The sequence below is a fragment of the Methanofollis sp. W23 genome, from assembly GCF_017875325.1.
GTDB lineage: Archaea > Halobacteriota > Methanomicrobia > Methanomicrobiales > Methanofollaceae > Methanofollis.
The window spans coordinates 1,466,369-1,486,721 of record NZ_JAGGMN010000001.1 but is presented as its reverse complement, the minus strand read 5'-3'; the positions used below and the strand labels follow the sequence as shown (position 1 = coordinate 1,486,721).

Here is a 20,353-nt window from a genome sequence, read left to right as displayed (position 1 = left end):
CTGTCTTCCCTGCAAGGGGGCTCTCGCTCATCTGCATGGAACAAAATATGGAAATAGAGTGTTATGGGAGTGACGGTCAGTCGGCAGGGAGGGCAAGGACGGCGCTTGCCTTGAACCTGACCGAGACCCTGTCACCAGGCGCGAGACTACTCTCCTCTGCCGAGCGCCTGGTGATCATGGCGACGAGCGGGAACCCGCAGTCGAGCCTGACCATGACGAGAGGGCCGCCCCTCGGGATCACCTCGGTGATCACGCCGTCGAAGTGGTTGCGCGCCGTGCTCTCCTCTGCTCCGGCGCGGGCAAGGACCACGTCGGCCGCCCTGAACGCCGCCGAGACCTTCGCCCCTGGGTGTGCGCCTGAGAGGGCGAAGAGGACCCGGTCCCCGACACGGACCGAGACAAGCCCGTCCTGGCTCTCGTCCACGACGCCGTCGACGATATTCTCCATCCCCACAAACCGCGCCACCTCCACGCTGTGCGGGGCGTCGAAGACTCCCTCCCGTGTGTCCTCCTGGACCAGGCGCCCGTCGATGATGACGGCGATCCGCGTCGAAAGCCGCAACGCCTCTTCACGCGCGTGCGTCACCTGGACCACGGTCAGCCCGGTCTCCTTCCTCACCCTCACAAGTTCGTCCATCAGCGTCTCCTTCGTGACCGGGTCAAGGGCGGCAAAGGGTTCGTCGAGGAGGAGGATGTCGGGCTCAGTCGCAAGCGCCCGCGCGATCGCTACCCGCTGCTGCTCGCCCCCGCTCATCGTCAGAGGATGGCGGTCGGCAAGGTGGGTGATGGAGAAGCGTTCCAGCAGTCTGTCCACCCGCCTCTCGATCTCGGCGTCAGGGACCTTCTTGAGACGCAGCCCAAAGCCGATGTTCTTCCTGACCGTCATGTGGGGGAAGAGCGAATAGTCCTGGTAGACCAGGGCCACTCCACGCCGCTCTGGCGGGATGTCGCCGACGTCCTCGCCGCGCAGGAGGACGCGCCCCTCTCGCGGCGTATGAAGCCCGGCGACCGCCTCAAGGATCACAGTCTTCCCTGCTCCAGAAGGCCCAAGGATACAGTAGTGGTCTCCCTTCTGGATCGAGAGGCTCACGTCTTTCAGGGCAAAATCTCCAAGTTCCAATGATACATGCTCAAACTCGATCATCGTACCTCCCCACATGCTTCATTATGATCCTGAGTCCTGCAAAGACCGCGAAACAGACCACGATCATCACGAATGCCACCGAAGTGCTCTCCTTAATCCCGTCGGTCGTGAAAGTGTTGTAGATGAGCGTCGAGATGACGAACGGATAATAGGCGATGAAGACAACGGCGGCAAACTCTCCGATGGCCCGGCCCCATGCGAGAATAGAGCCGTTGAAGATATGGCGTACGCTCAGCGGGAGCACCACCTTCGTGAATGCCTGGAACCTGGTGGCCCCCAGGGTGCGGGCCACATTCTCCAGGTGGACCGGCACCTTCTCGAACCCCTCCCTCACGGCGTCGACGAAGTACGGCGCCGAGACAAAGAGCATTGCGACGATGATCCCGAGGAACGCCTCCTCGAAGACGATCCCGACTTCATAGAGGGGAGCGCCGATGAGCCCGCGCCGCATGAAGAGGATATAGACCATGATCCCCGCGACGGTGTGCGGGAGCATCAGGGGGATGTCGATGATCGCTTCCACGAGTCCTTTCCCCCTGAAATCAGTCCTGGCCAGGACATATGCCAGCGGGGTCCCGATGAAGAGGAGGATGAGGACCGTTGTCAGACCCGCTCCCATGGTCGTGACGATGGTGTCGATGACCTTCTCGTCGGCCGCCACCCGCAGGAGGTGCGGGATGTCGGAGAGTTCTCCCACTGCCATGTTGAGGAGTGCAAGGAGCGTGAAGAGAACGATCAGGCTCCCGATGAGGGCAAAGGAGATGAGACAGCGGTCGGCGAGGTGGCGCCTTCTTCCCATGATCATATTCTGGACGTTCCAGACTGTTTGTTCTTTTGTTTTTTATCTGGAAATGAGCGATATTGTTGTTCTGGTGAGGACCTTCTCTGGAGAACTCTGTTGGGTCGGTCATGACGCAAGAGCACCCCTCAGCCAGACCAGGGGTTTTCATCACCTCATTGCCTCCTCCCTGTCTCTCCTCATCGAGGAGGTCAGGGCGTAGAACCCCAGGCACGTGGATGTGGGAAGGCACACCGATCAGGCGTGCCCGCCCTCAATCGCAGAACGTTCACCGTCATCTCGCGCCGGGGGGACCCCGAGGATCCCCTACGAGGAGGATAGGCGGGGGGGACCATTCGATGATGTTCCCACGTAATGTCCTGCTTTGAAGGCGGGGCACGGGTCCAGACACCCCGGAGAATCATAATTGTTTTCATTATGAGCATATCCAGAAGTTCTCTTTGGGTGAACATCTCTTCGAACCGAAACGCTTCCTTCCAGAAATTTTGAACTTTATCCTCCACCCGGGGGGCGTGCCGCCCCCCCCGGTCCCCCCCGCGGATGAAGATTGGCGAGGGACCGCATCCCGTCTTCACGATCATCGCTCGCCTGCCCGCCTCCATCTTCATCCTGGGTCCGAGGGCAGCGCCCCCGGCACGTGGGTGTGGGAAGGTATGAATGGATGCATGAGTGCACAACGAAAGGGGGAGGCTCTCCTCACCACATTCAATCGCTATTTTCTGGGAGGGCGGGAGAGTTCTGGGATGTCCTCCAGGCATGAGGCATGCCCGGGGCCTGAGGGTCATGCCTGATTCTATAGGGTCACAAAGCCGTTCGCTGGTTCCCTCTGGGAATGAATGACATGAACCAGGCCCGGAGAAAAAAAGAATTCAGTCCCGCCGCTGTCGGCGGAGCCGCACTGAGTTGGCATGGGCGTGAAGCCCCTCGGCGGCGGCAAGCGACTCGACGATATCGCCGAGCGCCTCGGCACCCTCTTTGCTGAGCATCTGGACCGATGAGGTCTTGCAGAAGTGGTGGATGTCAAGGCCTGAGTAGGTCCTGGCATAGCCCGCAGTCGGGAGGACGTGGTTGGTCCCTGAAGCATAGTCCCCGAAGGCGACGGCGGTGTACGGCCCGACAAAGATGGATCCGGCATGGTGCACGGCGTTGAGGGCCGCCATCGGGTCGGCGACCTGGATGGAGAGGTGCTCAGGGGCGATCCCATCCATCGCCTCGACGGCCTCGTCGAAGTCGGCGGCGACGACATATCCTGAGTTTTCGAGAGCGGCCTCGATGATCTCCCGGCGTTCGGCCGTCTTGAGCTGCCGTTTGATCTCGGCCCCGACCCGCTCAGGGAGTGAGGAGTCGGTGGTGACCAGGACACACCCGGCATGGGGGTCGTGCTCGGCCTGGGCAAGCACATCGGCAGCGACGAAGGCGGGGTCTGCGCTCTCGTCGGCAAGCACCCCGATCTCTGAGGGCCCGGCCGGGAAGTCGATCTCGGCGTGGTCTCTCAGCATCATCTTGGCCGCGGTCACAAAGACGTTTCCTGGCCCGACGATCTTCTGGACCGGGTCGATGCTCTCGGTCCCCAGGGCCATCGCGGCAATGGCCTGCGCCCCGCCGATCCGGTAGCACTCGTCCACCCCGGCCAGGTCGAGGGCGACAAGGGTGAGGGGATGGATAGGAGGCGGCGAGCAGACGCAGACCTCCGCCACCCCTGCCACCTGCGCGGGGACCGTGGTCATCAGGGCTGTCGAGGGGTACGATGCGCGTCCGCCAGGGACATAGGCCCCGACCCGATCGAGAGGCGTCGTCTTCACGCCGAGCACCACGCCGGGTTCCACCTCTTCGAGCCAGAGCGAACGGTTGCGCTGCAACTCGTGGAAACGCCTGATATTGGCCTCGGCATCGGCAAGGGCGTCGACCAGAGCGTCGTCCACCTCGTCGTACGCCGCCTCGAACTCCTCGGGGGCGACCGCAAGATCTTCAAGGTCGATATGGTCGAACTTTTTGGTGAGGGCGTAGAGCGCCTCGTCCCCGTCTTTCTGCACCGCATCGACGATCCCGGCGACGGCCTCCCGCACCCCGGCAAGGTCGGCCCGTCGCTGTTCCTTCCATGCAGCAACATCCAGCGCCTTCCACATAGTGCGAAAAGATTCGACACATGAAGGCATTAAGGCTTGCTGTCATTCCAGGAAATGACGGATCCAAAAATATGGATACAGAAGAATTATTTAAGGGGGATACCAATTTAAAATATGATGAAATCGAAATCCCTGCTGGTAGCTGCGGTGCTGCTTGTATGCGCCGCAGTCTTCCTCTGTGGGTGCACCGGCACCCAGACAGATGTCACCGACGACGGAGCCACCACTCCGGCGCCTGGCGATGAGAATGGTACCACTGCACCGTCTGAGACGGGCACCCCGGCAACAAATGAAACTGTTGCCCCGGTAGAAGGAGAGGTGCTGAACGTCTTCCACGCTGGCAGCCTTGCCAAGCCCTTCGAGGAACTTGAACAGACCTTCGAGGACGCCCACCCAGGTGTCGATGTGAGGCTCTATGCCGGCGGCTCGACCAAGCTCGCCCGTGAGATCACCGAACTCGGCAAGAGCGCCGACGTCTATGCCACGGCCGACTACTCACTCATCCCTAACCTTATGGTCCCGGCAGAGAAGGCCGACTGGTATCTCACCTTTGCCAAGAACCGTCTTGTCCTCTGCTACACCAATGAGAGCAATTACGCCGATGAAGTCGACGACACCAACTGGTACACCATCCTTGCAAAGGACGACGTCAACTGGGCCTTCTCCGACCCCAACCAGGATCCCTGCGGCTACCGCGCTCCCATGGTCATCCAGCTTGCCGAACTCAACTATGGCGACGACCAGATCTTTGAGAACACGGTCAGCGCCCACAGCAACATCACGGCGACTGAAGAGAATGGCACCTACACCATCCACGCCACTGAGCCGGCACCAGAACTCCCGCTTCAGATCCGTCCGAAGAGCGTCGAACTCGTGCAGATGCTCCAGGCCGGCGGGCTTGACTATGCCTGGGAGTACAGGAGTGTCGCCGTCCAGCACGGTCTGAACTTCATCGAACTCCCAGAAGCCATCGACCTCTCGTCTGTCGAGTATGCCGACACCTACAAGCAGGTGCAGATCGAATGCACCGGCGGTATGAAGACCGGGAAACCGGTTGTCTACGGGGTGACCATCCCGACGAACGCCGAGCACTCTGAGACGGCCCTTGAGTTCGTGAAGATGCTTGTCGGCGAGGAAGGCCAGGCCATTATGGACGCCCAGGGCCAGCCCCCGATCGTCCCCGCAAATGCCTTCGGTGATGTCCCTGCCGCACTGGTAAACGTCACCGCCACCCCCTAATCTCTTTTTTTCTGTCAGGATTGTGTCGCCTATGTGGAATTCTTCTTGATGACTCTCCGTATGTACATAAGGTCGAAGACCGTGCACTCTTCTCCAGGAATGCCGATGTGCCTCCCGGTCCACCCTCTGTATCCTGAAGTCGGGGGGCCGTGTATCGCGTCGTGAAAAGGCAGGGTTTTTTGCAGGGTTTATTGTTCTGAAAGTGACTCTGTAGAGTTCTGATCCTCTCTGGCCAGGGGCGGTGCCACTCCCCCACCCCCGTGCTACACGATGAGGTTGAGGACGGCGATCTGGTCAGGTTCATGCCACGAAAAGGGCTCTATTTTTATGAAATATTGGTTCTGGAGAAATCCTCTTGATGAATCTCTCTGGCGGGGGGCTTGGCCGCCCCCCGAACCCCCCGCCACACGAGAGGTCGTGGACGGCAGCACTCTCTTTATGGTCATCTATTCAGCCTTCCGACCCTATCGTGGTTCCCGGGGTCCGGGGGCAGCGCCCCCTGCCAAAGGGGTAAGAAGGCGGGTGATACATGCCTCCCCCACACAAGAGGTGAGGGTTTCTACAGAGCTGAAAAATTAGGTTATAAGTTTAGGAATTACATTAAAATCGAATCTATTTCGAGTGAAGTTCTTTGCTCCCTTATCCTGTAATTAAATGATGTGGGGAGTCTCCTCCTTACAGGATCATATACAGGAGAGGGCAGACAGATGACAGAGGCAGAAAAGCTTGTGGATTACATGAAAGTCGAACTCGATAATGTGCATGACGATATCGAGCACGTGGGAAGAGTCATTGAAGCATGCAACGCGCACATCACCCACCTCGACGTTCATCTCCCCCCCTCCTTGAAAAAACCGGGGAGGGGATAACCAGATAGACTGTCGTTTATGATATCGTGCAATCAGATTGGATCTGATGATCAATCCTCCGCGTGATGAAACCTGGAGGTATTGAGAACACCTGCCCCTATGAGGGGGCGTCCTTGAATAACGTAGTTCTCTGCTTGAAACAGGAGATATCCGCGATCGCTGATACACTGCCAGGGTATCTCATCCTGTTTCAACTTTCATCCGACTTTTGAACGATCATTGATGAATATGAGAGGATGCGAATCCTCGTGAGTACCCTATTCTCCGCGTGGTCGGTTCATCTGAGGAGTATGATTTATGAGTTGCGAGCATCAGCGAGATTGAGAAATGTTTCGACTCTGAGCCCTGTGAACTCCTCTGGATGGTATCCTGAGGTATAGGGGGTGCCGCTCTGGTCAGCATAATCCTCTCCCAGGAAGGAATATGGTGCTGCTGTCCTTGCCTTATCTTCATCCAGGGACCATGATGGAGTTTGGAGGACAGAATAGATAACCATGAAGAAGCGCGTTGCAGTCCTCGACCGTATCGTATTGCTGGGGCCCTTGAGCGGCACGCCCCCTGGTAGAGGACAGGGCGTAGCACTCCAGGACGGAAAGACTTCAATTCAAGACGAGGGTCTGGTCCCAGGGAGTTCTGGGATATGCTCCGTGAAAATGATCTCAAAGATCGGCTTTTTCGGTTTGCATGAGAGTTTGAACTCCCCAAATTTTTTTGAAGCCGATATGCAGAGGATAGAAGCATCTTCAGCGTTATCCAGCTCCCTCTCACTCATCGGTTGAATCTTAACCTCCATCTCGCGCCTATGATGAGGATAGGCAGGGGGTGGTAGAGTGGTGCTCCCGCATGGCGTCTCGCTTCAGAAGGGGCGCATGGATCCCTCAACTCCAGAGAACTCCAGGAATTTTTATCATGTATGTGTGACCCAGGGGTTCATGCCTGATTCTACATGGCCGAGAATCTCTCACCCACATCCATTGCCAGTTTCTGCAAAAAGAAGGCCGGAAAGTTTTTAGATGGCCCCACGGTCACCAGGAATCAAAAGGCGTCCCCGAGGGAGTGGTCGACGAGGGGACAAAGATCGGCACCCAGTAGCCCCCGCCATTGACGGCGCGGACCGGGGCAAGGTCCCGTGCCGGGGCTGAGGGAGCGGACGGGCCGATGACGATGACCGCACCGATGACAGATCCGTCGCGTACGTGGGGGGCGGCGAGGACTGCATGGTCCCTGCCTGCATGGGTCAGGGTGGCCCGGGAGACGACGCAGAATTCAGCAGAACGCCGCGCAATTTTTCTGAGGATATAGGCACATGCCGCTGGGATGACTGCCTCTGCGGATTGGCCGACGGCATTGTCCTGGTCGACCTTGAAGAGATCTGCAGCGGCCCGGTTGAAGACGGTGAGGTCTCCTGTGCGTGAGAGCGCAACAACTGGTGTCGGGAGTGATTCAAGGATACAGGAGTCGTCTATAATAGACTTTTCCATGCTGTTACCACAAGATTTCAGAGCGGCAAGGTTTTTCAGACTCTCTGACGGGGCAGAATTCATATACTCCATCTCCAGATAAAGATCTCCCGGATAGGAGATAAATGATATGTATTAAACCTCTTTTCCTGCCATTCATGGGCGTGCCGCCGAACTCCTTGCGCGCCTTTCTGCCCGCCGGTCACGCACTCATCCCGTCACCCGGACGGGGCGGGGTTCAACCGCCAGATCGCCCCGCTGAGAAAGGCGGCCAGTGTCACCCAGAGGAGATAGGGAATGAGGAGGACGGCGGCCAGACCGGAGACCCGCGAGAAGAGGACGATCGTTGCGAGCACTGCGACCCAGAGGAGGAGGATCACCCCCACACTTCCGGCAAGGGAACGGCGTCGCCAGAAGACCATGGGCCAGAGGAGGTTGATGACCACCTGCACCCCGAAGGCGATGAGCGCCGGCGGGGCGTGCGGCCCGCCCTCGAAGACCACGAGGAGTGCCGCACCCCCCATCAGGAGATAGAGCACGGCCCATACCGGGCCGAAGATGCTGGCCGGCGGGGTGAACCACGGTTTCTTCAGCGAGGCGTACCATGCCGAACGGTCCATGCATCCCCCTCCGCCGTGTGACAGATAGAGTTTTCTCTTCTTGCCGGGAGCCACCAGGTTCATCTCCAACCGTACGATCAGGCATGCATGCCTGATCCCTATCCTCCACCAGAGGACGTGCCGCATGGCCCCTGGATGAAAATGTGCGGTGACCACCAGGGTAGACTTGGCCCTCCCGGAAAGGGCAAGGGATTTTACACACCCAAAATGTCAGGAGGAATGTCCCTCAGGGCGGGAAGGAGAATGAAAACAAAAAAAAGGTGAGGAGATTTACTCCTTCTGGAAGATGTTGAAGATCTGGTCGCTGCCGGTGGCAGAGAGCCTGTCCCTCTCCTCGTTCTCCTCGACAAGCGCAAGGACCGGGAGAGTCATGTCGACACCAGGCACAAACCCGAACATCTCCTGGAGATCGACCTGGAGGGCGTGCATGAACAGCGAGTTCGGGATGTCCATTGCACAGAGTTCCTGGCACTGACCACAGTTGACACAGGAGTCAGAGATGTGGGCGAACCTGATGAGGTGGAACATGAAGTTCGGCGGGACCTCACCTGGCTTGACCAGGTACGGCTTCTTGGTGGAGCACTCGACACAGTAGCAGATCGGACAGTTCTCAATGCACTGGTAGCACTTGATACACCGGGAGGTCTCCTCGATGATCTTCTTCAGGCGGTCGCTGCCTTCGCCGAGCGCGGCGAAGTCCTTTGCACGCCAGGAGTCGCCGAGCTTGAGCATGGCGTTCTCGACCTTGCCGCGGATCTCGATACCCTTCGGGTTCGGAGCCTCGGTGGAGAGTTTGCCTGCCTTGATGGCCTCGTCGAGGAGGTTTGCGCCCTTCTCGGAGCAGACCTCGATGAAGGTGGCCTTGCCGGCCTTGTCCCCGATGACACCCCAGTTCCCACAGGCAAGGTCGGCCTGACGTGGAACCTTGGTCTTGCACCGGCGGCAGTTTGACCTGCGGCCATAGCCTTCCTCTTCGAGCTCGTCCATCTTGATGCCCTTGTGCTCGCCGTCGGCAGTCTCGATGATGAACTGACCCTTGTCGATCTCTTCCTTCACGACAGTGTCAGGGTCGGTCTCGAACTTGTCGGCGATCATCGTGCGGGCGGTGACCGGGCTGACCGTACCCCCACAGTTGAGGCCGATCATCACGACATTGTCGAGGTTGATCTGCTTCCTCTTGGCAAGTTCGTAGATACCCATTGCGTCGCAGCCCTTGACGGTGACCGCGATCTTCATGTCGTTGGCACCGTTGAGGTACTTCTTGAAGAGCTTGGAGAGCAGGAGCGTCCCACAGTGGAGGGATCCTGCAGTCTCTGCGATCTCTTCGGGGTCGGTGATGATGGTCGGGACCGCATCGTAGATATCCGCACCCTTCTTCACGGCCAGGACCGCGTCGACCATCTTGCTCTCAAGGGCGAACTTGAGGAGCGAAGAGACTGCGCCGCCGCACTCTCCCTTTGCAAGGAGGTCCTCGTCGGTTGACCATGCGTAATACATATCGCCTTTTGCTGACATTTTCAGGCCTCCTGGATCTTCTCAACCTTCACCGCACATGCCTTGAACTCCGGGATCTTGGCGATCGGGTCGAGGGCATTGTTGGTGAGAACGTTTGCTGCGCACTCGGCAAAGTGGAACGGCATGAAAGTGACACCCTTCATGATATCCTTCGTGACCTTTGCCGGGACATTGACGGTACCACGGCGGGAGGTCGCCTTGACCATCTCACCATCGACGATGCCGAGTTCCTTGGCATCCTCGGGGTTGAGTTCGATCCAGCCGGTCGGGACCTCGGCGTGGAGGTGCTCGGAACGGCGGGTCATGGAACCGGTGTGCCAGTGGAAGAGGCACCTGCCGGTGGTGAGGACAAGCGGGTACTCCTCGTCAGGAACTTCCGCCGGCGGCTTCCACTCGATTGGGTGCATGACACCCATGCCGTCTGGGTGGGAGCACTTGCCGATGTGGAGGATCGGGGTCCCGGGGTGGTCCTCTGTGGGGCACGGCCAGTGGAGTGCTTCAGGCTTCTCGAGCCGCTCGTAGGTCATCCCTGCATAGGAGGGAGTGAGTGAGCGCATCTCGTTGAAGACATCCTCTGACGTCTTCCAGGAGAACTGGTCGGCATAGCCCATCTTGGCGGCGAGTTCGGCGAGGATCTGCCAGTCGAGCTTGGCGTCGCCTGGGGCGTCCTGGGCCTTGTGCCACATCTGGACACGCCGCTCAGTCGAGGTCTGGGTGCCGGTCTTCTCTGCATAGCAGGTGGCCGGGAGCACGACGTCGGCGATGGCGGCGGTCTCGGTCATGAAGATGTCCTGCACGACCAGGAACTCAAGGCTCTTGAGTGCCTTCTCGACGTGGGTGAGGTCAGGGTCGGAGAGCATCGGGTTCTCGCCCATGATGTACATCGCCTTGAGCTCGCCAGGGTTGTCGGTGAGGACGTCCATCATGACGGTGACCTCGTAGCCGTTCTTCGGCTCGCAGATCCCGTCGGGGAAGCCCCATGCGTCGGCGAACTTCTTGTGGACGGCTTCGTCGGTGACCTTCTGGTAGGCGGTGAAGACGACCGGGAGTGCACCCATGTCGCAGGCGCCCTGCACGTTGTTCTGGCCACGGAGTGCGTTCACACCGCCTCCGCGCTTTCCGATGTTGCCGGTGAGCATCTGGAGGTTTGCGGTGGACTTCACGTTGTCGACACCGACGGTGTGCTGGGTGATACCCATCGAGTAGAGAAGGGCAGACGACTCGGCGGTCCCGATCCACTCTGCCGCGGTCTTGAGCTGATCTGCCGGGATGCCGGAGATCTTCTCGACATTCTCGGGCAGGTAGTCGTCCTTCAGAACAACTTCTTTCAGTTCTTCATAGTTCTTTGCACGGTTCTGGATCCATTCCTTGTCTTCCCAGCCATTGCGGATGATCTCGCCCATGATACAGTTCAGGATGGCGACATCGGAACCAGAGCGGAACTGCATGTACAGGTCGGCCTGCTTGCCGGTGGCGGTGAGACGCGGGTCGGCGTAGATGACCTTTGCACCGTTCATCTTTGCCTGCATGATCTTGCGGCCGATGAGCGGGTGCTGCTCAAAGGTGTTGGACCCGATGATAAAGACGCACTTGGACTCGGCGATGTCCAGGATGGAGTTGGTCATCGCGCCTGAGCCGAAGGAGGCGGCAAGCCCTGCGACGGTTGACGCGTGGCAGAGACGGGCGCAGTGGTCGATGTGGCGGGTCTTGAGGGCGCCACGGGCGAACTTCATCAGCGCGTAGTTGTCCTCGTTGGAGGTACGGGCTGAGGAGAGGCAGGCCATCTCGTCAGGCTTGAAGGACTTGAGCTTCTGGGCGATGAGGTCGTAGGCCTCTTCCCAGGTCGCTTCGACAAACTCGCCGTCCTTCTTGATGAGCGGCGTGGTGAGGCGGTCCTCACGGTTCACAAATTCCCATGCATAGGTGCCCTTGGGGCAGACCTTTCCCTCGTTGACAGGGGAACGGTGGTACGGCTGGACGCCGCAGACCTTTCCGTCCTTGACCACGAGGTTGAAGGAACACCCGGTACCGCAGTACGGGCATGTCGTTCGAACATACTTTACGTCCATGGAAAAACCTCGGATGGAAAAATGTCACAGAGACGGCATATAAGGTTACCCCCTCTCGCGATCGTATTTGGTGAATAGTGGTGGACGGACGCCCTCATGTCTCCTGATTTTGGAATCACACCTCATTAACCTGCATGGGTTTTGGTTTACCTTCCCATGCTGATAGATTGAAAAAGTGGGGGAGCGCAGGAGTAGAGTATGCAGGTGCCTGTGCCGCCCATGCTCGCCGACCTTGTCGCGACCTCGTTCTCGGCGCTTGACGGCGTGGAATTCTCAGACCTTTCCAGTTGTCCGGAGTGTGGCGGGGAGGTGCGGGGGCATGACATGAAGAAACGGCGGTTTGCAGTGATTAAAACCGCAAAAGGACGCACTGAGATCTCGGTCTGGGTGCGGCGATATTATTGTACCCGGTGCAGAGCGCTCTGTTCGGCCCCGGCCCCTTTCTATCCTGACACCAGGGTGGGGGCACCGGTCGTCGACCTCTGCCGGGTGTTTGCCAGGGAGTATTCTTTCAGCCGGGCGGCACGGGTTCTTGCCGCCATGGGCATCGTCCTCGACCGCGGCTCGGTCAGGAACTATGCCGCTCTCGAACTCGGGTCGATCCCGTCCATCGAACTCTGGGGACTGCACCTGCCCGGATCTCTCCTCTCACTCATCTCTCTCACCATCGGCAGGAGCCAGGTGACTCCCGTCCCAGGGGCAGAAGTCCTCGCGGCCTGTGGTCTCCCAGCCGCAGACCGGGCACCGCTTCACCTGCCGCGGTCTCCGTCCAAGGAAGGGGATGAGCGGGATGAAGAGGAAGAGAATGAAAAACGGGAGTCCTGAGAGAAAGCAGACTGCCGTGACGAGGAGTGAGCCTGCAAGGAGGAGCAGGCTCAGCGTGACGGATCGCGTTCTGCCACCTCCAGGACGGCATACGCGGGCAGGGCGTCGGCCATCCCATTGAGCTCACGGTTCAGGTCGGTGCCAGAGAGCATCCCGGCAAAGACCGGCGACCCGATCCCGCCGCAGAGGACCTGGTTGCACCCGTGGGTTCCCATGCAGGTGCCGACCGCCCTGACGATCATCCCGGCCTGGGCAGACCAGCACTGGACGGCGATCCCCCGTACCGCCTCTTCGCCGATCTCTTCGAGGTCGGCGCAGACGACCCTGGCAAGCCGGCGCATCGCCGCTTCCACGGTGACAGGGCCACCGTCCGGGGTGGGCGCAGTATAGTCTTCTGGTTTGATCTGGCCGAGGACCAGGTGGACGTCGCCGCTGCACGCGAAGTATTCGGTCGAGACCGGGGTGAAGACTCCTCCCACCTCGACGGCCCTGACCAGGGTGGCGACATTTGTCCTGAGCATCCCGGTGTAGACCAGGTAGCCCTGCTGGAGGCGGAGGAGGTCGGTGAGCCCGCAGAGGTCGTCGAAGGTGTTGAGCGGGATGATGTCGGCGGTGGTGCTCCCGACGTCAAGGAGGGTGGCGTTGGGATAACGGCCGCGGAGATAGTCTGCAGAAGCCAGCCAGTTCGCGGCGGCGAGTTCGGGCACCGGACCTTCATGGAAGGTCCCGTCGGTCCCGTAGAAGAGGGCGTCAGGGAAAGACTCCTGCACGGCATCCACGATAAATTTGATCCCCTCGGCCTTGGACGAGAAACTGTCGGCAAGTTCGCCGCTCATCACGACCGCGGCGTTCACGCCGCCTTTAGCATAGGGAGCAAGCAGGTCGGTGAGCGGGGCCTCCTTCCAGAGGGGACAGTAATGGATGTGGGCTCCGTCTCTGTCCACCACCTTCAGATTCGCCCCGCCGATGTCGATGCCGATCATAGGGGCGTCACCCGCCCCTCGCGGTCGAACTCCACTCTTCCTTTGAGATGCACTCCGTCGGCCGGCACGTCCCCGTGGGAGGCGTCGACGAGGAGGGCGGCGATCTCTTCCTCCATGCAGGCGGCGATCCCGACCATGCTCGTCGTCATCCTGGGGTTTACTTCCAGCACATAGGGGCGGTCGCCGACGACGAGGTCGACCCCGACATAGCCCTGGCACCCGAGTACCGTCGCCGCCTCCACGGCGGTCCTGACGATCTCGTCTTTCATGGAGTGGTCGACCGGGGTCTCGCCGCCATGGTAGGCGAAGTAGCCGTCCTCGCCGAGGGTGATCTTCTGCCGGTTGAGGGAGAGGACGAGCGGTTCTGCTCCTGAGAAGTAGAGACAGGCTTCGCCGACGATCCGGCTCCCGATGAGGCTGACCGACATGGGTTCGCCCTCGATATATTCCTGCCCGATCTCGTCGGGGCCTGGCGACGCCTCGGTGAGTCTGGTGTTGTAGGTGTCGCACCCACGGATCGGTTTCACCACCTTAAGTCCGTCGGTCTTCTCTGCAGGGACCGGGATGCCGTGTGCGGCAAGCACCTGGAGAGACCGCTTTTTGTTGGCGCAGAGGGCGATGTTCATCGATCCGCATCCGATGTTACGTGTGCAGTCTTCGAGTTTTTTAGTGAGGGGGGCGAGGAGGTGGTCGGGGGCGATGATCAGTCCGACGTCGCAGTCAGGAGCGAGGCCCTCGATCTCGGCCATCAGGTCTCCGTCGCGCGGATAGACCACTTCGTAGCCACAGCGTGCAAAACTCTCAGAGAGGATCTTCAGCATGGCCCGCCCTTCCACCGCGAGGTCGGGGTCATGGAAGACTGTGTATTCAGCAAGAAATGCCCTCATTCATTACTGGATTGGCACCGACCGAAGATGTAGATATTGATCGCAAACGACTATCAGGGAAGGGGGTACACTCATTCAACCAACGATGGACCGGAAGATTCTCCTCACCAATGATGATGGTGTATATTCCAACGGGATCTGGGCGGCATATGAGGCGCTCTCCGAGATCGCCGACGTGACGGTCGTGGCTCCCGCGACCCAGCAGAGTGCGGTCGGACGCTCGATCTCGATCTTCGAGCCGATCAGGGCGACGAAGATCGCGGTCGACGGGGTGCCGGCCTATGCGGTCGGCGGTAAACCGACTGACTCGGTGATCATCGGGCTCTTTGCCCTTGACCTCAAGCCCGACCTGGTGGTGAGCGGGGTCAACATCGGCGAGAACCTCAGTTATGAGTCGATCATGACCTCGGGCACGATCGGGGCGGCGCTGGAGGCCTCGAACCAGGGGACGCCTTCGGTCGCCTTCTCTCTTCAGGTCTGGGACCAGGGCGACAAGTTCGACGACCCGCGTCATGTGGGGAGCAGTTTCGAGGAGGCGAAGACGGTGGTGCGGGACGTCTGCGAACGGATCTTTGCACGCGGGTTTCCGGAGGCGACTGATGTCGTCAATGTGAACATCCCCTCGAAGGTGCAGGGAGGCTACGAGGTCACCCATCTGGCGCGCAAGCTCTTCCACACCGGGGTGGAGCGGCGCCTTGACCCGCGCGGGAGGCCGTATTACTGGATCAATGGACCGCTGGTCGATGATGCGGAGGAAGGGACCGATGTCCATGCGATCAGGAAAGGGAATGTCTCGGTCACCCCGATCACCCTGGACTGCACGGCAAGCGGGGCCGAGGCCGGCATCCGCGACCTCCTGAAGTGAACGCCCCTGTGTCACACCCTGGGCAGGGTTTTTCTTCTTTTTTGGCTTTGTAGAAATTCTCACCCTTTATAGGTGCACGCGTGACTCACCCTCCTTCCCACCTCTTCGTGCCGGGGGCCCTGCCCCCGGACCCCCGGGATGATGATAGGACCTGGGAAGGCATATTCGACCTCCCTGAAGAATGATTGCTGTCCTCGACCTCTCGTGTTGCGGGGGGTTCGGGGGGACGACTGGAAGGAGTTGAGAAGATTGGAAATCTTCGAACGGCCAAGCCCCCCACCAGAGAGAGATCCAGAGGGTTTCTACAGAGCCTCTTTTTGGCTTTGTAGAAATCATCTGGATGGAGTTCTGTGGCGGGAGGCGTGCCACCCCCCACACCCCCGCAGCAAAATTGGGAGAGGAAGGGTGCCCTACTCATCATGAAAGTTTATCTTCGCCTTCCCGACTCAATCTTCCTCCTGGAGGTCTGTTGGCTGTGAGCAGGAGTGGACTTGAGGAACTTTTGGCCCTGTAGAAATCCTCTTGATGGTCCTCTTTGACGGGGGGCTCGCCGCCCGCCCACCCCCCGCACCCTCGGCGATTGCGATTGGCGGGGGACGGCACCTCTCTCTTTATGATCGTTGGTTGTGCCTTCCAGTCCCTATCTTAATCCCTGGGGATCTGGGGGCCGCGCCCTCGGCACCGGTCTTAGGGAAGGCGTGATGATCGGGTGTGCCGCCCTCAATCGCAGAACCCTCCCCGTCATCTCGCGCCTGGGGTAGCCATTCGATGACGTTCCTGCGTAGTGTCGTGCCCAGAAGGAGGAACCCAGTTCGGTGCATGACCCAGAGACTCAGATCATTTTCATCCTGAAGTCATCCTGAAACTCTCCGGCCCTTGCTGTGTGACCGGAGAAGATTGTGATTGAAGCGGGGAAGGCAGAAAAATGGCAGAGATGAATCTCGAACCACGTGATTGATCGAGCGGTGGATATTTTTGGGATATGCTCCCTCTATGCCTGGACCCTGGGGTGTGTGCCTGATTCTACAGGACCGAAAATTCGCCTGTTCACCCGGAACTTCGGTCCGCCATTGGTCTGTCCTCTCCAGACTCCACCCCTCGCGTGGCACTCGGTCCCCGGCGGCACTCCTTATCTGTCCAGGCTTCCATACTTTTTTTCAATGAGCAAACAGGACAACCTCGAAGTGAAACGAGTCGCGGGCCTCGCCGCCGCCGAGGAGGTGCGGGACGGGATGGTCGTCGGTCTCGGCACTGGGTCGACGGCGCATTATGCGATCCTCAGGATCGGCGAACGGGTCAGAGAAGAAAGGCTCTCTATCGTCGGGATCCCGACCTCGTACCAGTCGGCGATGCGGGCGCGGGCGGCCGGGATCAGGGTGGCCGACCTCGTAGATTACCCTGAGATCGACCTCACCATCGATGGCGCCGACCAGGTGGACGCCGACTTCCGCCTCATCAAGGGCGGCGGTGCGGCGCACACCCGCGAAAAATGCGTGGCCGCGGCATCAAAACGGATCATCACCGTTGTGGACCCATCAAAACTCTCCGAACATCTCAATGTCCCGGTGCCACTTGAAGTCGTCCCCTATGCCCTCGCCCTTGTGGAAAAACAGGTCGCGGCCCTCGGCGGCACGCCCGCGTTGCGGGAAGGCGTGAAAAAAGACGGCCCTGTCATCACTGACAATGGAAACTTTGTCCTGGACTGCGACTTCGGGACGATCGCCGATCCTGAAGGACTTGAGACAAAACTGAATGCCCTGCCAGGTGTCCTGACCTGCGGGATATTTACGGAATTTGCAGAAAAAATATGGGTTCTGGTCGGGGAGAGCGGGGGGTGCAAGACCCTTACGAGATCAGGCCCCTGGCCTTCTCAATGAGCGCCAGCTGGTTATCAACCTCTTTTCTTTTATTTTTCTCGATAATGTCGATGATCTCGTTGATCGGTTTGGAAAGTGAATAGATCTTGACCGGGCGCCCCTTGCTCTCGGCCTTGCTCTCGCGAGTGTTGATCCACTTCTTCTCCTTGAGGTAGCGCATCGCAATCGAGACCTCAGGTTGCCTGAGGTCGGTGCCACGCTCGATCTCCCGGGAGGTTGCCTCATCGGTGTTGGCAAGATATACAAGCACCTTTGCAACATTGCGCTTGATCCCAATGTCGATGAGGAGTGTGGCGAACTCTTCTTCTTTCTGAGTAAAGTACAGGACTTCTTCTGCTTTCATGATTGTTCACCCAGTTGACCAATATTAGGTTTCGTATCTGGACTATATGAATATTGGTGCTCGATATATATCGCGCACGATAATCACAGATACAATATCATCTCTCAAAATAGGAGCTCCTTGCAGTTGGATCCTCATGGCCGCCCGTCGATATGAGGTTCCCGATGGCTGAAGGGGGTTCTCTTCTCAAATATATTGACTCAATAATTAAAAAAGGTATAGCTTAGAGGAGGCCAAGATTTGAGAGATCTGTCATGATCTTCCTGACCGCGAGGCGCGCATCTTCAGGTTGCTTGCCGCCGGTGATGATCAGCTTCCCTGACCCGAAGAGGAGGACAACCACCTTGGGTTCATCAAGGCGGTAGACAAGGCCAGGGAACTGCTCGGGTTCGTACTCGATCCTGTCGAGGTTGAACCCGATTGCAATCTTGTTGAGGTTGATCGGTTTGCCGAGATCGGCGGAGGTGACGATGTTCTGGATCGTATAGGTGAGATGTTCATCGATCTCGATCTCCAGATCGCGGAGTTTGTTCCCCAGGATCTCAAGACCCTTGTTGAGGTTGTCCACACTCTTTGCACCAGTAAGGACGACTTTCCCTGATCCAAAGACGAGCGCAGCGATCTTTGGATCTTTCATCCTGATGACCACGCCGGGGAAACGTTTTTTGTCATAGTCAGCACCCGGGATGCGTGATGATATCGTTATGAGGTCAAGGGAGTCGGTTACCTTGGCAGAGGCAACGATATTTTCTATTTTCAGGGATTCCTCTGGGCTACCGTGCATGTTTATAACTGACGTAAAAAAGGTATATAAAGAGTTGGTCGGTCACTCTTCCAGGGTCGAGAGGTCGCCCAGGTCCATCCCGAGTTCTTGGGCCCTCAGTACCCGGCGCATGATCTTGCCGCTCCTGGTCTTGGGGAGCGAGTCGACAAACTCCACCTCGCTTGGCATGGCGATCGGTCCTACTGTCATCCTGACATGATAGCGCAGGTCGGAGACAAGGCGCTCGCTCGCAACCTGTCCATTGCGGAGGATGACGAAGGCCTTGATCTGGTTGCCCTTCACCGGGTCAGGGACACCGATCGCCGCCGCCTCGGCGACGGCCTCGTGGGAGACCAGGGCCGACTCTACCTCGGCCGTGCCGATATTATGGCCAGCGACGATGATCAGGTCGTCGGCGCGCCCGATGACCATGATGTTGCCGTCATGTCCTTTCACCGCGAGGTCGGTGGCAGTATAGACATGGTCGATGGTGGTCCAGTATTTCCGGTAGCGCTCGTCGTTGTTGAAGACCCCTCGCAACATCGAGGGCCAGGGGTGCTGGATCACGAGGTACCCACCATTCCCTGGTTCAACCGGGTTGCCGTCGTGGTCGACGACGTCGGCGATGACGCCGGGGATAGGCCGCCCGGCAAACCCGGGGCGCATCGGTTCGCCGACGGTCGTGGTGATCATGTGCATCCCGGTCTCGGTCTGCCACCAGGTGTCGATGATCGGGCACCGGTCGCCGCCGATATGGTGGTAGAACCACTCGAATGCCTCAGGGTTGAGAGGTTCTCCGACCGATGCAAGGATCCGCAGCGAACTGAGGTCGTACTTTGCGGGCCACTCCTCGCCCACCCGCATGAACATCCTGATCGCCGTCGGGGCGGTGTAGAAGACTGAGATGCCGTAGTCGCGGATCAGTTTCCACCAGATCCCGGGGTTCGGGTAGTCGGGGGTCGCTTCGGTAAAGAAGACCGTCGCCCCGTTGAGGAGGGGGCCGTAGACCACATAGGAGTGGCCGGTGATCCATCCGGGATCGGCGGTGCACCAGTAGACGTCGTCCTCCTTGACGTCAAGGACATATTTAGTCGTGTACTGGGTCCCGACGGCGTACCCGCCGCAGGCATGGACGATTCCCTTGGGGGCCCCGGTGGTGCCGCTGGTGTACAGGAGGAAGAGTGGGTCTTCGGCGTCCATCACCTCTGCCTCACAGGTGTGCGGCTCGTTCTCCATCAGTTCCTCGAAGTCAATCTCAATCTCAGAGTGGAGCTCGACCCTGGGGTCGTCACGGCGCAACACAACGATCGTCTCGACGCTGGGTGCGTTGACCACCGCCTCCTCCACGATCGGTTTGAGCTGGATCGCCTTGCCGCGGCGCATCGAACTGTCGGCGGTGATCACGATCCTGGAGCCTGAGTCCCTGATCCGCTGGTTGAGGGCGTTGACCCCGAACCCTCCGAAGACGACCGAGTGGACCGCACCGATCCTGGCACAGGCCAGCATGGCGATGACCTGTTCTGGAATGACCGGCATGTAGATGCAGACCCGGTCCCCCTTCTTCACGCCGATCCGCTTGAGACCGTTGGCCAACCGGCATACCTGCCTGAGAAGCTGGCTGTAGGTGTAGGCCTTTTCTTCGCCCTCCTCTCCACGCCAGAAGAGGGCGACTTTGTTTGCCCGGCCGTTTTTGACGTGCCGGTCAAGGCAGTTGTAGGTGATGTTCAGTTTTCCGTTCAGGTACCACCTGGCGTACGGGAAGTCCCACTGCATCACCTCGTCAAATGGCTCGAACCAGTCGAGTTCGGCGGCGCGTGCCTTCCAGAAGGCCTCGGGGTCGGCGATGTATTTCTGATACGCGGTCTGGTAGTCCCCGACCCATGACTGCTCCTTGTAGGAGGGGTCGGGCCGGTAGTACTTCGGGGCCTCGAGAGGCACAGCAAAGTCTCGCTCTGTCATGGGGCACCTC

18 protein-coding genes are annotated in these 20,353 nt (G+C 59.2%); 5 read left to right on the top strand and 13 right to left on the bottom strand.

The window, feature by feature from the left end:
- Positions 1-76: 76 nt before the first annotated feature.
- The 3 genes from J2129_RS06245 to hisD form a co-directional block, all read right to left on the bottom strand.
- Positions 77-1,144 (bottom strand): ABC transporter ATP-binding protein, encoded by a 1,068-nt coding sequence (locus J2129_RS06245; RefSeq protein ID WP_209630048.1) that lies wholly within the window; start codon positions 1,142-1,144, stop codon positions 77-79.
- A complete protein-coding gene (locus tag J2129_RS06240; RefSeq protein WP_209630047.1) occupies positions 1,131-1,943 on the bottom strand; it encodes an ABC transporter permease in 813 nt (270 codons plus the stop codon). The genes J2129_RS06245 and J2129_RS06240 overlap by 14 nt, the downstream gene beginning before the upstream one ends.
- 869 nt (positions 1,944-2,812) lie before the next feature.
- On the bottom strand, positions 2,813-4,069 hold the full coding sequence (gene hisD, locus J2129_RS06235) for a histidinol dehydrogenase (RefSeq protein WP_209630046.1): 1,257 nt from the start codon (positions 4,067-4,069) through the stop codon (positions 2,813-2,815).
- Between the two features lie 114 nt (positions 4,070-4,183).
- On the opposite strand from hisD, the gene wtpA reads away from it, so the two are divergent.
- The gene (wtpA, locus tag J2129_RS06230; RefSeq protein WP_209630045.1) at positions 4,184-5,308 is read left to right on the top strand and encodes a tungstate ABC transporter substrate-binding protein WtpA; all 1,125 of its coding nucleotides are present in this window, start codon (positions 4,184-4,186) and stop codon (positions 5,306-5,308) included.
- Between the two features lie 707 nt (positions 5,309-6,015).
- Positions 6,016-6,177, top strand: a complete 162-nt coding sequence (locus J2129_RS06225; RefSeq protein WP_209630044.1) for a hypothetical protein — start codon at positions 6,016-6,018, stop codon at positions 6,175-6,177.
- Between the two features lie 604 nt (positions 6,178-6,781).
- Here the strand turns inward: J2129_RS06225 and J2129_RS06220 are convergent.
- The 5 genes from J2129_RS06220 to fdhF form a co-directional block, all read right to left on the bottom strand.
- Positions 6,782-6,970, bottom strand: a complete 189-nt coding sequence (locus tag J2129_RS06220) for a hypothetical protein (RefSeq protein WP_209630043.1) — start codon at positions 6,968-6,970, stop codon at positions 6,782-6,784.
- Between the two features lie 232 nt (positions 6,971-7,202).
- On the bottom strand, positions 7,203-7,658 hold the full coding sequence (locus tag J2129_RS06215; protein ID WP_209630042.1) for a PAS domain-containing protein: 456 nt from the start codon (positions 7,656-7,658) through the stop codon (positions 7,203-7,205).
- Between the two features lie 197 nt (positions 7,659-7,855).
- Positions 7,856-8,257, bottom strand: a complete 402-nt coding sequence (locus tag J2129_RS06210; RefSeq protein WP_209630041.1) for a TspO/MBR family protein — start codon at positions 8,255-8,257, stop codon at positions 7,856-7,858.
- Positions 8,258-8,527: 270 nt separating this feature from the next.
- A complete protein-coding gene (locus J2129_RS06205) occupies positions 8,528-9,772 on the bottom strand; it encodes a Coenzyme F420 hydrogenase/dehydrogenase, beta subunit C-terminal domain (RefSeq protein WP_209630040.1) in 1,245 nt (414 codons plus the stop codon).
- A 2-nt stretch (positions 9,773-9,774) separates the two neighbouring features.
- On the bottom strand, positions 9,775-11,841 hold the full coding sequence (gene fdhF / locus J2129_RS06200) for a formate dehydrogenase subunit alpha (protein ID WP_209630039.1): 2,067 nt from the start codon (positions 11,839-11,841) through the stop codon (positions 9,775-9,777).
- A gap of 198 nt (positions 11,842-12,039) precedes the next feature.
- On the opposite strand from fdhF, the gene J2129_RS06195 reads away from it, so the two are divergent.
- Positions 12,040-12,666: a transposase family protein gene (locus tag J2129_RS06195; protein ID WP_209630038.1), complete on the top strand. Its 627-nt coding sequence runs from the start codon at positions 12,040-12,042 to the stop codon at positions 12,664-12,666.
- A gap of 50 nt (positions 12,667-12,716) precedes the next feature.
- On the opposite strand, the gene J2129_RS06190 is transcribed toward J2129_RS06195, so the two are convergent.
- On the bottom strand, positions 12,717-13,649 hold the full coding sequence (locus J2129_RS06190) for a hydantoinase/oxoprolinase family protein (protein WP_209630037.1): 933 nt from the start codon (positions 13,647-13,649) through the stop codon (positions 12,717-12,719).
- Positions 13,646-14,536 (bottom strand): ATP-grasp domain-containing protein, encoded by an 891-nt coding sequence (locus J2129_RS06185; RefSeq protein ID WP_209630036.1) that lies wholly within the window; start codon positions 14,534-14,536, stop codon positions 13,646-13,648. The genes J2129_RS06190 and J2129_RS06185 overlap by 4 nt, the downstream gene beginning before the upstream one ends.
- Positions 14,537-14,621: 85 nt before the next feature.
- On the opposite strand from J2129_RS06185, the gene surE reads away from it, so the two are divergent.
- Positions 14,622-15,401 carry a 5'/3'-nucleotidase SurE gene (surE, locus tag J2129_RS06180; RefSeq protein ID WP_209630035.1) on the top strand — a complete coding sequence of 260 codons (780 nt, stop codon included), beginning with the start codon at positions 14,622-14,624 and terminating at the stop codon, positions 15,399-15,401.
- Positions 15,402-16,561: 1,160 nt separating this feature from the next.
- The gene (gene rpiA, locus J2129_RS06175; protein ID WP_209630034.1) at positions 16,562-17,278 is read left to right on the top strand and encodes a ribose-5-phosphate isomerase RpiA; all 717 of its coding nucleotides are present in this window, start codon (positions 16,562-16,564) and stop codon (positions 17,276-17,278) included.
- Here rpiA and J2129_RS06170 read toward each other — a convergent pair.
- The 3 genes from J2129_RS06170 to acs form a co-directional block, all read right to left on the bottom strand.
- Positions 17,247-17,621 (bottom strand): ArsR family transcriptional regulator, encoded by a 375-nt coding sequence (locus tag J2129_RS06170; RefSeq protein ID WP_209630033.1) that lies wholly within the window; start codon positions 17,619-17,621, stop codon positions 17,247-17,249. The genes rpiA and J2129_RS06170 overlap by 32 nt on opposite strands.
- A 223-nt stretch (positions 17,622-17,844) precedes the next feature.
- Positions 17,845-18,405, bottom strand: coding sequence for a TATA-box-binding protein (locus J2129_RS06165; RefSeq protein ID WP_209630032.1), 561 nt, complete (start codon positions 18,403-18,405; stop codon positions 17,845-17,847).
- Between the two features lie 42 nt (positions 18,406-18,447).
- On the bottom strand, positions 18,448-20,343 hold the full coding sequence (gene acs, locus J2129_RS06160) for an acetate--CoA ligase (protein ID WP_209630031.1): 1,896 nt from the start codon (positions 20,341-20,343) through the stop codon (positions 18,448-18,450).
- Positions 20,344-20,353: the final 10 nt, after the last annotated feature.

Excerpts from the sequence above, each read along its gene's own strand:
- acs (WP_209630031.1), bottom strand. The coding sequence starts at position 20,343 with ATGACAGAGCGAGACTTTGCTGTGCCTCTCGAGGCCCCGAAGTACTAC.
- J2129_RS06185 (WP_209630036.1), bottom strand. The coding sequence starts at position 14,536 with ATGAGGGCATTTCTTGCTGAATACACAGTCTTCCATGACCCCGACCTC.
- J2129_RS06210 (WP_209630041.1), bottom strand. The coding sequence starts at position 8,257 with ATGGACCGTTCGGCATGGTACGCCTCGCTGAAGAAACCGTGGTTCACC.
- J2129_RS06205 (WP_209630040.1), bottom strand. The coding sequence starts at position 9,772 with ATGTCAGCAAAAGGCGATATGTATTACGCATGGTCAACCGACGAGGAC.
- J2129_RS06245 (WP_209630048.1), bottom strand. The coding sequence starts at position 1,144 with ATGATCGAGTTTGAGCATGTATCATTGGAACTTGGAGATTTTGCCCTG.
- J2129_RS06190 (WP_209630037.1), bottom strand. The coding sequence starts at position 13,649 with ATGATCGGCATCGACATCGGCGGGGCGAATCTGAAGGTGGTGGACAGA.
- J2129_RS06215 (WP_209630042.1), bottom strand. The coding sequence starts at position 7,658 with ATGGAAAAGTCTATTATAGACGACTCCTGTATCCTTGAATCACTCCCG.
- fdhF (WP_209630039.1), bottom strand. The coding sequence starts at position 11,841 with ATGGACGTAAAGTATGTTCGAACGACATGCCCGTACTGCGGTACCGGG.
- J2129_RS06195 (WP_209630038.1), top strand. The coding sequence starts at position 12,040 with ATGCAGGTGCCTGTGCCGCCCATGCTCGCCGACCTTGTCGCGACCTCG.
- J2129_RS06225 (WP_209630044.1), top strand. The coding sequence starts at position 6,016 with ATGACAGAGGCAGAAAAGCTTGTGGATTACATGAAAGTCGAACTCGAT.
- J2129_RS06165 (WP_209630032.1), bottom strand. The coding sequence starts at position 18,405 with ATGCACGGTAGCCCAGAGGAATCCCTGAAAATAGAAAATATCGTTGCC.
- J2129_RS06170 (WP_209630033.1), bottom strand. The coding sequence starts at position 17,621 with ATGAAAGCAGAAGAAGTCCTGTACTTTACTCAGAAAGAAGAAGAGTTC.
- J2129_RS06240 (WP_209630047.1), bottom strand. The coding sequence starts at position 1,943 with ATGGGAAGAAGGCGCCACCTCGCCGACCGCTGTCTCATCTCCTTTGCC.
- surE (WP_209630035.1), top strand. The coding sequence starts at position 14,622 with ATGGACCGGAAGATTCTCCTCACCAATGATGATGGTGTATATTCCAAC.
- rpiA (WP_209630034.1), top strand. The coding sequence starts at position 16,562 with ATGAGCAAACAGGACAACCTCGAAGTGAAACGAGTCGCGGGCCTCGCC.
- hisD (WP_209630046.1), bottom strand. The coding sequence starts at position 4,069 with ATGTGGAAGGCGCTGGATGTTGCTGCATGGAAGGAACAGCGACGGGCC.
- J2129_RS06220 (WP_209630043.1), bottom strand. The coding sequence starts at position 6,970 with ATGGAGGTTAAGATTCAACCGATGAGTGAGAGGGAGCTGGATAACGCT.
- wtpA (WP_209630045.1), top strand. The coding sequence starts at position 4,184 with ATGATGAAATCGAAATCCCTGCTGGTAGCTGCGGTGCTGCTTGTATGC.